The organism is Planctomycetota bacterium (assembly GCA_038746835.1).
Taxonomy (GTDB): Bacteria; Planctomycetota; Phycisphaerae; order Tepidisphaerales; family Tepidisphaeraceae; genus JBCDKH01.
This window is the reverse complement of record JBCDKH010000017.1, coordinates 1-12,654: the sequence shown is the minus strand read 5'-3', so window position 1 is coordinate 12,654 and position 12,654 is coordinate 1. Positions and strand designations below refer to the sequence as shown.

12 protein-coding genes are annotated in these 12,654 nt (G+C 64.2%); 1 reads left to right on the top strand and 11 read right to left on the bottom strand.

Annotated elements, in window-relative coordinates:
* Positions 1-131 precede the first annotated feature (131 nt).
* The 10 genes from AAGI46_03435 to AAGI46_03390 form a co-directional block, all read right to left on the bottom strand.
* Positions 132-959: a hypothetical protein gene (locus tag AAGI46_03435; GenBank protein ID MEM1011257.1), complete on the bottom strand. Its 828-nt coding sequence runs from the start codon at positions 957-959 to the stop codon at positions 132-134.
* 55 nt (positions 960-1,014) lie between these two features.
* Complete coding sequence (locus tag AAGI46_03430) at positions 1,015-1,509, bottom strand: hypothetical protein (protein ID MEM1011256.1); 495 nt, start codon at positions 1,507-1,509, stop codon at positions 1,015-1,017.
* Between the two features lie 141 nt (positions 1,510-1,650).
* The gene (locus tag AAGI46_03425) at positions 1,651-2,628 is read right to left on the bottom strand and encodes a hypothetical protein (GenBank protein MEM1011255.1); all 978 of its coding nucleotides are present in this window, start codon (positions 2,626-2,628) and stop codon (positions 1,651-1,653) included.
* Positions 2,629-2,941: 313 nt separating this feature from the next.
* Complete coding sequence (locus AAGI46_03420) at positions 2,942-4,147, bottom strand: FtsW/RodA/SpoVE family cell cycle protein (GenBank protein MEM1011254.1); 1,206 nt, start codon at positions 4,145-4,147, stop codon at positions 2,942-2,944.
* A 165-nt stretch (positions 4,148-4,312) separates the two neighbouring features.
* Entirely contained in the window at positions 4,313-5,740 is a 1,428-nt protein-coding gene (locus AAGI46_03415) for a galactokinase family protein (GenBank protein ID MEM1011253.1), read from the bottom strand.
* Positions 5,741-5,945: 205 nt separating this feature from the next.
* Entirely contained in the window at positions 5,946-6,641 is a 696-nt protein-coding gene (gene cmk, locus AAGI46_03410) for a (d)CMP kinase (protein ID MEM1011252.1), read from the bottom strand.
* Positions 6,642-6,670: 29 nt separating this feature from the next.
* Positions 6,671-7,330: a ThuA domain-containing protein gene (locus AAGI46_03405; GenBank protein ID MEM1011251.1), complete on the bottom strand. Its 660-nt coding sequence runs from the start codon at positions 7,328-7,330 to the stop codon at positions 6,671-6,673.
* 9 nt (positions 7,331-7,339) lie between these two features.
* Complete coding sequence (locus tag AAGI46_03400) at positions 7,340-7,675, bottom strand: DUF3465 domain-containing protein (protein MEM1011250.1); 336 nt, start codon at positions 7,673-7,675, stop codon at positions 7,340-7,342.
* A 158-nt stretch (positions 7,676-7,833) separates the two neighbouring features.
* On the bottom strand, positions 7,834-8,427 hold the full coding sequence (msrA, locus tag AAGI46_03395; GenBank protein MEM1011249.1) for a peptide-methionine (S)-S-oxide reductase MsrA: 594 nt from the start codon (positions 8,425-8,427) through the stop codon (positions 7,834-7,836).
* An 8-nt stretch (positions 8,428-8,435) separates the two neighbouring features.
* Positions 8,436-9,293 (bottom strand): 6-carboxytetrahydropterin synthase, encoded by an 858-nt coding sequence (locus AAGI46_03390; GenBank protein ID MEM1011248.1) that lies wholly within the window; start codon positions 9,291-9,293, stop codon positions 8,436-8,438.
* Between the two features lie 280 nt (positions 9,294-9,573).
* Between AAGI46_03390 and gyrB the strand changes: the two genes are divergently transcribed.
* On the top strand, positions 9,574-12,081 hold the full coding sequence (gyrB, locus tag AAGI46_03385; protein ID MEM1011247.1) for a DNA topoisomerase (ATP-hydrolyzing) subunit B: 2,508 nt from the start codon (positions 9,574-9,576) through the stop codon (positions 12,079-12,081).
* 228 nt (positions 12,082-12,309) lie between these two features.
* On the opposite strand, the gene AAGI46_03380 is transcribed toward gyrB, so the two are convergent.
* The coding region (locus AAGI46_03380; GenBank protein ID MEM1011246.1) for a DUF5615 family PIN-like protein at positions 12,310-12,654 on the bottom strand (345 nt) is incomplete at its 5' end.

Sequence of the window (12,654 nt, the reverse complement as noted above, 5' to 3'; positions counted from 1 at the left end):
ATTCTTGCGACGGGGTAGTTGCCTAGCCGCGGGACTACAGCCCGCGGTTCAGACAGCGAGCCCCCCCGCGTTCACCGGACCGCGGGCTGTAAGCCCGCGGCTACGGGCCTGACACTCACGATCAGAGGAGATCAGTTCTCTGGCAACCGCACCGGCTCCGCTTGCTCGGTGGCGGCGGGTTGGGTGTCGGCGTCCTCGGCGAGGCCAATTAGGCGGTCGAACTCGCTGGCGGCGGCGCTCTTGGTCGCGTACTCGAGGAACTCTTCCTCCTGCACCTTCGTGTCCGTCCCGGCCAGCTCGCGGCTGACGCGGGCCCCGGCCTTGGCCTGCTGACGCAACTCGCGAAGCTCTTCCAGCTCGCGGCCCGTCCGATCCTGGCTCACGCCGGCCAGCATGTCGTTGATCTGCTTTTCTTCCTGCGCCGTGATGACGTCGGCGACGGTCGCGCTGCTCTCGGCCTTGATCTTGTCGATCTCGCGGAGCAGTCCCTGCAGCTGCACCTTGTGATGGCCGATCGTGCCGGTGATCTCTTTCAGGTCCGCTTCGATTTCGGCGACGTGCTGCTCCTTCTCCTTCAGCGAGGACGAGAAGTCGTTGAACGCGGCCAGGCACTTCTGGTAGTCGTCATTCGCCTTGATCTCCTCCATGCTCTTGCCTTCGCCCTTGAGCCATTCGACGACGCTCTTGGCCTTACCGGCCGCGCCTTCTTTAAGCTTTTCGAGCCGCTCGATCTCGGACGAAAGGTCCTTGATCCGGGCCATCTTGCCCTCTTCCTGGGCGATCATGCGGGCGACGGCGTCCTTGTACTGGCCGATGCGGGCCTTCTTCTCCTCGATGATGCGGTCGAAGTTGGCACGGATGACCTGCGGGTTCTTCGACAGGCCGTCGCCGGCTTCGTCGATTTTGCCCGTGAGGAGGTAGCCGATCTTGCGGAAGAGGTTCGCGATTGCTCGAAACATGTCGGCCGCACAATAACGCAGCCGACGCGTTTGTCGCTACTTGCGAGATGCGACGTCAATCGCTGCCGCGTGGCTTGAGCGTCGCGTCGTCGAAAAACCGGAGTTGCCCTTCGACTTCCCCCGGCCGTGTCGTCGTCTCCGGCTTCGCCGCGTAGGTCGCCTGGAGCAGGTACGTCCGATCCGCTCGCAGGCCGGCCACGTTGATTTCGACGTAGTACGTCCGGCTAACCCGCCGCCACAATTGCCGCTGCACGTCGGGCTCGCCCAGGTCGTATCGCCGCGGCGACATCACCTGCCGGCCTTTCACCTCGGGAATGTCGGGCTCGTAGTCGAACAGCTGCAACGTCAACACGCCCGAGCCTTTGACCGAGTCGCCGAAGCCGTCGAGCAACTCCACGTCGACCTGCAGCTGGTCATCCACAACGCGGCTGAACGTCTGACTCAACTCAATCGCCGACGGCCCGAACGACGGCTCCGTCGACCGCTTTCCGACACAGCCGAACCCAGCGAAGACCAGGCACCCCAGAACGACGCACACAATCCTCTGCATGCAGATACCTTTGCACTCGACGCTGGGCGGGACCATTCTGTCCGCTGGACCCTGGCGGATGGTGAGCTCGTGCCCGGCCTGACCTCGACGCAGCGCCTTGCTTAAGAGCGACCGGGCAGAGTGCGGGGCGGCGTTACCCATTCATGACACCCGCCGTCGGAGCGTGGCGAGGCCGAGGATTGCGAGACAGCATGTGGCTGAGGCCGGTTCTGGGATCACAGTCGGGCTGTTGCCGGTCCAAAGGATGTTGACAGGAGTCTCCAGGCCATCGCCGAGAGCGATGAATCCAACGAACGTGCCGTCAGCGCTCCAGCGATAGACACCGTTGTCATCCAAATCGGTGACGAAAACGTCACGGTTCGGCCCCCTGGTGATGCCAAGGGGACGTTCAAGGCCGTTCGCGGTAAACGAACGGACAAAGTGCCCGTCGGTCTGCCTCTCGAAAACGCCGCTCAGGCCATCCAACATCAATACCGTTTCAGTCGCCTGACTGTACCTCATCGTTCGGGCGTCGAATTGCCCGTTGTCGAAGTTAATCGTTCCGATGTCATTGCCGTTAGAAATGTCAAACACGCTAATGCCGTCTTCGGCCAGCCCACCACTCACCCAAAGCACGCCGCCGGGTAACGCGGCCAAACTCGTAGCGAAGGGGTCCGTGTCAAAGGTCCGGCCCGTCGTTCCATTTGGCGTGAACTCCATCACGCCAAATCCGCTGGACAGGACTCCGCCTACGTAATAGTCGCCACTGGGTCCGACCCTCAGGTCGCCTGCTGCTTGGATATCGCTGTTGACGAAGCTGGAGAGCTGCACTCCTTCGGGGCTGAAGACCCGAACCTGGCCGGGGCCACGTCCGACCGCGACGAGATTGCCGGCCGCGTCAAAGTCGAGCCCGGTAACTCGATCGAAGCCCGTGACGAGGTTGCCCTTGAACGTCAGATCATGGTCGAAAACTCCGATTGTATTGCTGTCGAAGCCTGAGATTAAAAAGTCGTCGTCGTCCCAGCCAACCGTTGATGCGACAGCCGCAGCTGGCCAGAGGACGTCAAGCAAACACAAGACGACCGCGATGAGCTTGGGCGTCTTGGTGAGGCGGTGGCTGGATGGACTGTTGTAATGCACGGCGGAATCCCCTCAAGCAGGTCGTCTCTCCCGACGCCGCCAGACGCGACATCTTGTGTCAATGTACACCTTCACGAGCGCGTCACAAGTCAGGGAGAACCTTCCAGTAAAGGAAATGACGTGCGCTGAACACGCTTGGAAAGGGTCTCCGGACCGTTAAAACCTCAGCTGGTCTGCCTGTAACGCGAGTCGAACCGTCCTGCATGGCCCGCGTGCCTAAGTGGCGGCCGATGCTCCGCGTCAGGTCATGCCCAGTGCCAATGCATCACTGCAGTCGCATCAGACAGACTGGACGCATGGATCAGAAAGCTGGTTAGTTCCCGAAGCTGAACGCCTCGCGGCTGAGGAGGATTGGGCGGTGTTGGCCGACGTTGAGGAGGATGCCGATGGCCATGAAGCTGGCGATCAGGCTGCTGCCGCCGCTGCTCACGAATGGCAGTGTGACGCCCGTCACGGGCATCAGCTTGGTCGCGACTGCCAGATTCACGAACGCCTGGCCTGCCAAGGCCGCCGTCACGCCGACGGCGACGAGCCGGCCGAAGGGTTCCTTCGTGTGCGTGCTGACCTCGATCGCTGCGACGAAGAGCACGCAGTAGGCCGCGATGACGACGAAGCTGCCGACGAAGCCGAACTGTTCGCCGATGACGACGAAGATCATGTCGTTCTGGCTCTCGGGCACCTTGTGACCGATCGGCGTCACGCCGACGCCCTTGCCGCCTAGCCCGCCCGAGCCCATCGCCGCCAGGCCGTAGAACTGCTGGTAGCCGGTGCCCTGGAGCGTCGACTCGTCGTTCTTGAACATCGCCACGACGCGGTCGCGCTGGTACTCCTTGACGACGTCCGGCCCGTGCTTCAGCAGCGGCACGTGAGACTGCCCGCTGAGCCACAGAATCGGCAGCGTGACGAGCCCGACGCCGAAAATCATCGCGAAGTGACGCAGCTTCGCCCCGGCGACGAAGAGCATCGCCAGCGTCGTCGGCACGAAGACGATGCACGTGCCCAGGTCCGGCTGCTTCAGGATCAACGCCATCGGCACCGCCGCCAGCAGCAGCGGCACGACAAGGCCCTTGAGCGTCCGCTGCGTCTCGCGGTACCGCAGGTGGCGGGCGAGCAGCATGATGAAGCTGACCTTCATCAGCTCCGCCGGCTGCACGCTGAGCGGGCCGACGCGAATCCAGTTGCAGGCGCCGTTGGTCCGCGGCACGAACGGCAGACCGATCACGCCCCCGACCACCGTCACGCCGACGAGCAGCAGGCTCAGGACGTAGAACGGCAGCGCCAGGCGCCCGAGCTTGGCGTAGTTGACGGCCTGGAACGCGAGCATCGCGCACAGGCCGATGGTGAGGAAGACGCCCTGCCGCTTGGCCTCGCCGGGGTCGACGCTGCCGATCGTCAACAGCCCGACACCCGCCAGCACGCCGACCGCCACGAGCAGCGGCCAGTTGTTGAACAGCGCAAGCTGCCTCCACACGCGAATCGCGTGCTGCTGAAGCGGATTGGTCGACGTTGCGGCATCCATGCCTGCGACGGTGGTACGTTGGCAGCAGCCGGGGCGTTTGGCAAGTTCAAGTCGTCTGGCTGAACCGCGAAGGGACGAAGAAGCGAAGAGCCGCGAAGGATTTAGAGTCGCAGCTGCTCATTCAGATCAGCTTCGCGGCTCTTCGTCTCTTTGCTCCTTCGCGGTTCAGCCAACGACATGGCTTCCCGTCTCCGCCGCTCCAGGGGAAGAGTCTCGAAGCAGCGTCAGTGCCTGGTCGTAGCGACTTTTATAAGCCTCCTGGATCACGTCGATCGCAGACCACGCGGACGGTGCGTCTTCCAGCAGGACCGCCACGGTGCCGCCGGAGCCGCCGCCGGTGATGCGGGCGCCGAAGAGGCCGGCGGGTTCGTGCTGCTTGACATGCTCGATGACCAAGTCGGCCTCGGCTGCGCCCAAGCCAGCGTTGTCGGTGTAGCTCTTGTGGCTCGCGTACATCAGGTGCCCCGCCGATCGCAGGGCCTTGTCGCGGCCGTGGTGGTCGAGGCGTTCGAGGAAGTCGGCGAATCGGCGGACACGCTGGGCTTCAAGCACGTGATGGTCGACCGCCGCCTGGACGTGGTACGTCTCGGCCGGGTCGATCGTCGTTGCCGGGTCGTTGTGGGAGTCGAATTGGTCGAGAAACGCAGCGCCGGCGAGGGTTTCGGGCAACCTTGGCCGGAAGAGCTGCTTGTAGTCGTCGGGGTCGAGGTTGGCGAGGTAGCCGTCGGTCGGATCGCCGGTCATCGTCTTGCCGCCGGCCTCGCCGAGTTTGCGCATCTCGTCGAGGATAAGGCGGTGCCCCATGAACGCGGCCGTGCGGGTCTTGCCGTATGCCCCGCCGCCGACGGCGTGTTTGACGGCCGTGTTGAGCCCGACCGCGACGACGCCGTCCGGCAGAGGCAGCGTGCCTTGGACTTCGTGCGGTTGGCAGAGGATTTTGAGAAGCATCCCGGCCTGGCCCATGTGGCTGGCGATCTGGTCCATTACGCCGCAGGGTGCGCCGACGACCTGGTTCTCAGCCTTCTGGCACAGGGCGGCGAGTCGGACCGGGTCGTCGACGAGCGGCTGGACGTCGAAATGGCCGACGAAGGCGTTCATCGCGGCGACTTCCAACGCGGCTGAGGACGAGACGCCGCCGCCTTCGGGGACGGTCGAGAGGATCGCGAGGTTGAACCCGCGGTCGAGCTTGGCAACGTCGATCAGGCCTTCGTCATGCAGCACCGCCAACGGCCCGACCGCGTACCCGGCCCACTGTCGGCCGGGGGCGTCGAGGTCGCGTCGGAGCTCGTCCAGCGGTTTGGCGAGTGCGTCGAGCGGGACTTGGAATTGGAACGGCCGATGGTCGTCGAGCAGGTTGAAGCTGAAGACCTGGATCTGACGATCGTCGCGCTCCTGCAACGCGACGGCCGCCGCGACCTGCAGCGGCATCTCCAGCACAAGGCTCCCCATGTAGTCCGCGATTCCACCCATCACGTCGAGCCGACCCGGTGCGCGGGCAACCCGCAACGGTTTGTCGGTCGCGAACGATGCAGCGAGTTCCGAACGCACCCGACGCAGCAAGTCCGGGACGGGTTCGAGAGTCGCGAGATCCATGCCGGAGACTAGAGCAGAGCTCGTTCGTCACGCGACACGACCCGCTCTTCGGACTTCATCTCTTGAAGCCGAGAGCAGAGCGAAGCGTCGCTCCGGGTCTGAGCCGCGCCCGGCGCGACGCTTCGCTCTGCTCTACGGCTTCGGGAGAAATGACTTCAAACATCCTTGAAAAGATGCTCGTTCAGCTTCGACCCCGCGCGTGCGATCACGTCGACGCACTCGTGCAGCTTGCGACCTCGTCAACGATGCGGTTGACGACCTCGTCTTCTGCGAGCCCGGTCGAGTCGAGCTGAAGCGCGTCGTCCGCTGCAACCAACGGCGCGACGTCGCGGCCGGCGTCGCGCTTGTCGCGGTCGAGCATGTCCTCGCGGACGGCCTGCTCGTCGACGACCTCGCCGCGGGAACGAAGCTGGGCGACGCGCCTGCGCAGACGCTCGTCCTCCGTCGCGAACAGGAACACCTTCACCGCCGCCTGCGGAAAGACGACGCTGCCCTGGTCGCGGCCCTCGGTCACCAGGCCGGCTCCGGCGAACGTCTCGCCGATTTGACGCTGTTGCTCGACGAGCCGCTCGCGGACGGCGGGGACGGTGGCGACGTAGCTGGCAGCGCGGGTCGCGTCGCCGCCGCGAAGGAGGTGGCCGACCGGCTCACCGTTGAGCAGCACGCCCGGCGGGTCGGTCTCCCAGTCGAACTCGACCCGCGCGTGCTTGGCGGCGAACTCGAGATCCTTGACGTCGTCCAGGTCGACCTCACGCCGCAGCGCAGCGAGGCCGACCGCCCGGTACATCGCGCCGGTATCGAGGAAGGCAAAGCCGAGCCGCCGGGCGACTTCGCGCGCGACGGTGCTCTTGCCGGTGCCGGCCGGTCCGTCGATGGTGACGATGGTGCCGCCGCGGGCCATGGCTGGAGCCTACCGCCGCTGCTGCTGATTTACCTCATCGCCCAGCGGAAGCCGCGCTTCATCAGCTCGGCCGCGTTCGGGGAGGCGTCGAAGACCGAATCGACGTGGCCCAGCGCGTTGTAAAACACCCTGCCTTTGCCCCACATCTTCGTCCAGACCTGCGGCATCTTCACTTCGCCGTTGGGCGAATGGGGCCCGTCGGCGACGGGGAAGGTCGTCGTCGCCCAGACTTTCACGGCCGGGTCGACGTGCAGGTAGTACTGCTCGCTCTTGACGGGAAACGCGGAGAGCCCCTCGTTGAGTTCGCCGTGCTCGGGCCCGAGGTTGACCGTGTAGTCGACGCCGTCATTGCCCGGGTGGCTGACCCACTGGCCGCCAGTCATGAACTGCCAATCGACGTCCTGCCGGAACGCATCGCACATCCCGCCGTGACATCCGGCCAGGCCCGTTCCCTCGGCGACGGCATCGCGGACGTTCTTCGACTGCTCCTGCGCGATCGAGTCCATCGTCCATATCGGGACAATCAAATCGAGCGTTTTGAGGTGTTCTCCGTCGTCGAACGCAGCGAGCGTGTCACTGACCGTGACCTCGACGCCTTCGTCCGCCAGATACCCCCGAAACCGCTCCGCCACCTGTGCCGGCTCATGACCCTGCCAACCGCCCTGAACGATGATTGCTTTTTTGCTCATGTGAGCAGCCTAGCCGTAACGCTTCCCGTCGTGTTCGACCCAGCCGTCCTCGTGCCATTGCTTTGGGTCGTGATGGGTCCAGTGCACGGTGCCGCCCTTTTCGGTCCATTCGTACTCGCCTTTGAACGCGACGGTGTCGCCTTCGCGGAGCGGGACGCGTGGGGCGAGGTCGATGTTGTGGGCGATGAGGATGCTCACGCCGCCTGGCATGTCGACGATGAACCGCTGGTGCCGGCTGCCCTCGTTGTCGTCGGGCAGCGTCTTGACCACGACGCCAGCGTCTTCGAGGACGACGTCGGATCGGCGGCTGCGAAAAGCTTCTGCAACTGGTCCCGAGGACCCCATAGCCGCGGGTCTACGACCCGCAGGTTCCGACGTGGAAGCACCCGTCGGACGAATCGGTGACGATTGGCTCCGCGACGGCGACCGCTTTCGTCGCGACAGCCACCACGAGAGGCCCTTGATGATCAGCGGCAGCCACTTCAGCAGCGTGCGACCACGCCTCACGCTGCCGCCTCCGAAGCCAGCCACGCGTCGAGCTTGCGAACCTTCGGCAGGCCTGTCGCACAGACATACGGCTGACACGGATTGTGCTGCATGAAGTCCTGGTGGTACGCCTCCGCCTCGAGAAATTCGCCGAGCGGCTCGAGCGTCGTCACGATCGCACTCGGAAAGACGCCGGCGTCATCGAGCGTCTGGATGTACTCGGCCGCGACGCGATTCTGGTCTTCGTTCGCGTAGAAGATGGCCGAGCGGTACTGCGTGCCGACGTCGTTGCCCTGGCGGTTGAGCTGTGTCGGGTCGTGGGCGACGGCGAAGAAGATCCGGAGCAGCTGGCCGAAGGTGATCTGGTCCGCGTCGTACGTGATTCGGATGGCCTCGGCATGCCCAGTCGTGCCCCGGCAGACGGCTTCATAGCTCGTCGGCCCGTCCTCGCCGCCGGTGTAGCCGCTGGTGACGTCGGTCACGCCCGGAAGCTTCTCGAAGACGCCCTCAGTGCACCAGAAGCAGCCGCCTGCGAGAACGACCTGCTGCTCGCCGGTCTGGTCTAGGTCGCTCGTCGGCTTCGGGAACGTCTTCGGGTCGATGACAGCCATGGCCGACGTTACACGCCCGCCGGCTCGCGGTACTCGCACCAGGTTTTGGGCGTCTCCCAGACGGTGACCGCGTCCAATTCCGCGTGCTCGCCACCGAGCGCTTTCTGCAGGCGGCGGTAGATGACCTTGGCAATGAACTCGACACTCGGGTTCAGTCGATCCGGGTTGCCGTCTTGGAACTCCGCGACCTCGATGTTCAGATGCTTGTGATCCAACGGCTCGACTACGGCCTCGTCGACGATGCGTTCGAGGTCGTAGAAGTTGATGAGGAAGCCGTCCTCGTCCGGCTCGCCGCGGAGGGTGACCTCGAACTGGTAGTTGTGCCCGTGGCCGTGCGGGTTGTTGCACTTGCCGAAGATGGCGACGTTCTCCTCGTCGGTCTTGGCCGGGTTGTGCAGGCGATGGCTGGCGGCGAACTCGAACGTGTGCTTGAGGTAAGTCATCGGCGTGTTTCCCGGTCGCTCCATAGCGATCAGACGCGTGTGCGGCGACAGCTTCAGCTCGATCGTGTCGAGCACATGTGGCGAAAACGCGTCCGCCAGCTTCGAAAAGACGTCGCGCAGGAGGTGGAGCCCGCCCACCGGCTCAGCCTTGCCGTCAAATCCGGCCCGGCACATGCGACGCACGACCCGCTTGATCTCCGGCAACGCGCGCTCACGTACCGCTCCGTCGACGTCCTTGATGTTGACGATGTACCCGTCGCCAACGCTCGGCTCGCCGCGGACGGTGACGACCAGGGCGTAGTAGATCTGCCCGATCCCCGTGATCGGCGGCTTGCCCGCGTAGCCGTTGCGTCCCCCGACAGCCCGATCCTCCGGCGTCGTCAGGTCGATCGCAAAGCGGACCTCTCGGCTCAGGCGATACATCGCTGAGAGGTTAGGAACGCGGCTCAATCGCAGGTTTCAACGCTTCGCGGTGAGCGGTAGCGAGCCTTTTGCGTGTCGGTGCCTCCGGAAACGCTGACTCATCCAGAGGCTCGCTGACGCTCTCCGCTAACCGCGTCACGAGAAACATCCTTGTAGTTTCGTGCGAGCGATCGTCCAACCCACCGTCAAACTGTCAAAAGTGCGACCGTTCGCCTACAATGCTCGCCCCCGCGGATGCGTCCGTGTCGGCTTTTGTTCGTAGCCCGTTCGGATCTATCGCATGGACGATTCTCAACCTGCCGCAAGCCCTGCCACCGCCTCTGCCAACGATTACGGCGAGTCCCAGATCAAGGTCCTCGAGGGCATCGAGCACGTGCGAACCCGGCCGGGCATGTACATCGGCGACACCACGCCGCGCGGATTGCATCACCTCGTTTACGAGATCGCCGACAACTCGATCGACGAGGCCGGCTCGGGCTTCTGCAGCTTCATCCACATCAAGATTAACGCCGACGGCTCCGTGAGCGTCTCCGACGACGGTCGGGGCATTCCCGTCGGCATCCACCCGACGGAAGGCATTCCGACCGTTGAGGTCGTCTTCGCCAAGCTCGGTGCCGGCGGCAAGTTCGAGAACGAGAAAGGCACCGGCGCGTACAAGACCTCCGGCGGCCTGCACGGCGTGGGTGCGTCGGTCGTCAACGCCCTTTCGGAGTTCCTCGAAGTCGAAGTCTCCCGCGCTGGCGCCATGCACCACATGGCCTTCGAGCGCGGCATCAAGACTCAGGACCTACGCGAGACCGGCCAGCGCGAGAAGACCGGCACCAAGGTCACCTTCAAGCCCGACCCACAGATCTTCCCCGACGTCGACTTCAAGTACGACACGCTAGCCAAACGCTTCCGCGAACTGGCCTATCTGAACGAAGGCCTGCACATCGCCCTGGAAGACGAACGCGAGAAGATCGAAGGCCAGAACAAGCGCGACGACTTCAAGTACGACGACGGACTGGTCGAGTACGTCGCCTACCTCAACGACGGCAAGACCACGCTCACGCCCGTCGTCCGCTTTTCCCACGAGCCCGAAGACGCCGGCCACAGCGTCGAGGTCGCGATGCAGTGGAACGACTCATTCAACGAGTCGACCGTCACCTTCGCAAACAACATCAACACGCAGGAAGGCGGCACGCACCTGTCGGGCTTCAAGAGCGCCCTGACCGGCACCGTCAACCGATACGCCAAGCAGGCCGGCCTCGTGAAGAGTGTCACGCCCTCCGGCGACGACCTGCGCGAGGGTCTGACGGCCGTCATCAGCGTCAAGGTCGCCAATCCGCAGTTCGAAGGGCAGACCAAGACCAAGCTCGGCAACAGCGAAATCGAGGGCTTCGTCCAGCAGGTCGTCAACGAGGAACTCGGCAGATTTTTCGAGGAAAACCCGAAGGTCGCCAAGATCGTCTTCGACAAGGGCGTCGCCGCGGCCGAGGCACGCGAGGCCGCCCGGAAGGCGCGCGACCTGACCCGTCGCAAGAACGCCCTCGACGGCACCGCCCTGCCGGGCAAGCTGACCGATTGCCGTTCGAAGTCGAACGAAATCACCGAGCTGTTCCTCGTGGAAGGTGACTCCGCCGCCGGCACCGCCAAGGGCGGACGCGACTCGGATATCCAGGCCATCCTCGGCCTGCGTGGCAAGCTGCTCAACGTCGAGAAGGCCACCATCGTCAAGATGCTCGGCCACAACGAAATTCGCACACTCATCACCGCCATCGGGGCCGGCCTGAGGGACGATTACGACGACACCAAGCGTCGCTACGGCAAGGTCGTCATCATGACCGACGCCGACGTCGACGGCAGCCACATCCGAACGCTGCTGCTCACGTTCCTCTTCCGCCACATGCCCGAACTCATCCGCGACGGCCGGGTTTACGTCGCCCAGCCGCCGCTCTACCTCGTCAAGGCCAAACGTCGCAAGACCGGCGAATACGTGCTGAACGAGAAGCGGATGCAGGAGATCTACGTCGACCTCGGCATCGACGACACGGCCCTGGTCGTGCGCAACGACGAAGGCGACGAGCTGCACCGCTTTGCCGACGACGACCTTCGGCAGATCGTGGCCAAGCTGCAGCGGCTCGGTGACGTGGTCGACATGGTCGAGCGTCGCGGCATCGACTTCGGCGACTTCCTCGCCTTCCGCGAGCAACACAACGGCCAGCTGCCCCACGCCCGGGCCGAAGTCGGCGGCCGGAACAAGCTCTTCGCCGACGTCGATTCCGCCGCCCAAGCCATGGCCGCCGATCGCCCGATCGCCAGCCCGTCAACAAACGGCGAAGCGGTCGACGACGCCCAGGCCGAGCCGGTCGCGACACCCGATGAGCTGCACGAGGTCAAGGAACTCGCCGCCCTGATCGCCTGGCTCGACGAGCGCGGTATCCGCATCGACGATTACCTGCTCACGCAGGAAGAGAGCGTCACGGGCGAGCTCCTCGCCACCCGCTACGCCTTCGTCCGCCCCGACGGCGAAACCGAAGTCGCCGGCGTCGCAGGCCTCGTCCCCGCCCTCTTCAAGCTCGCTAAGTCCGGCCTGGAAGTCCAGCGCTACAAGGGCCTGGGCGAAATGAACGCCGACCAGCTCTGGGAAACGACGCTCGACCCCGAACGCCGCAAACTCCTCCGCGTCACCCTCGAACAGGCCGAGGAGGCTGAGCGGCTCTTCAGTGTGCTCATGGGCGACGACGTGGAGAGCCGCCGGAAGTACATCGAGGAGCACGCCCTCGAGGTGAAGAATCTGGATGTCTGACGTTGAGCCTCATCGCCGTTTATCAAACTCCGGCAGCTAGGCGTCGTTGATCGGCGGCCGCTTTTCATAGCGGGCGAGTTCTGTTGCGTCAATTATGGAGCAGGCTGCAGGAGTTACAGTAAGTGACGTTACATTCGTTCTCAAGAAGATGAGAGCTTTTTCGAATATCAGCTTTGCCCCAGCCGTAAGTCGGAGCGAATAAAAATCACTTCTTCCACTTGCCGCTGACTATTCATCGACTCCGGATCGAATGCGGAGCGAATGTTCTCGGACAATCCAAAGGCTGCCAGTCAGCTGCTCGGTCTCCAACACTGGAAGCATCGCCCTGATTAAGGCCAGGACGGCAACCACGTCTTGCGTCGGTGGGCGGAGGACGATGATGCCGGAGTGTTCTTCGGGCGGGTAAGAACGAATGTCTGAGAAATCGAGGTCGAGCGTGACGAGTGCCCTGCCCTCTGCCCGGCAGATCTCAGCGAGAGGGTCATCCGCGCCACCTTCGAGGCCTTGGTCGATCACCGTGACAGCGTCGTAGCCGGCTTCTCTCAGCAACGCTGCGGCTTCCTGGGGCAGATT

Coding starts and splice junctions, on each gene's coding strand:
- AAGI46_03430 (MEM1011256.1), bottom strand. CDS start 1,509: ATGCAGAGGATTGTGTGCGTCGTTCTGGGGTGCCTGGTCTTCGCTGGG.
- gyrB (MEM1011247.1), top strand. CDS start 9,574: ATGGACGATTCTCAACCTGCCGCAAGCCCTGCCACCGCCTCTGCCAAC.
- AAGI46_03400 (MEM1011250.1), bottom strand. CDS start 7,675: ATGGGGTCCTCGGGACCAGTTGCAGAAGCTTTTCGCAGCCGCCGATCC.
- msrA (MEM1011249.1), bottom strand. CDS start 8,427: ATGGCTGTCATCGACCCGAAGACGTTCCCGAAGCCGACGAGCGACCTA.
- cmk (MEM1011252.1), bottom strand. CDS start 6,641: ATGGCCCGCGGCGGCACCATCGTCACCATCGACGGACCGGCCGGCACC.
- AAGI46_03420 (MEM1011254.1), bottom strand. CDS start 4,147: ATGGATGCCGCAACGTCGACCAATCCGCTTCAGCAGCACGCGATTCGC.
- AAGI46_03390 (MEM1011248.1), bottom strand. CDS start 9,293: ATGTATCGCCTGAGCCGAGAGGTCCGCTTTGCGATCGACCTGACGACG.
- AAGI46_03415 (MEM1011253.1), bottom strand. CDS start 5,740: ATGGATCTCGCGACTCTCGAACCCGTCCCGGACTTGCTGCGTCGGGTG.
- AAGI46_03405 (MEM1011251.1), bottom strand. CDS start 7,330: ATGAGCAAAAAAGCAATCATCGTTCAGGGCGGTTGGCAGGGTCATGAG.
- AAGI46_03435 (MEM1011257.1), bottom strand. CDS start 959: ATGTTTCGAGCAATCGCGAACCTCTTCCGCAAGATCGGCTACCTCCTC.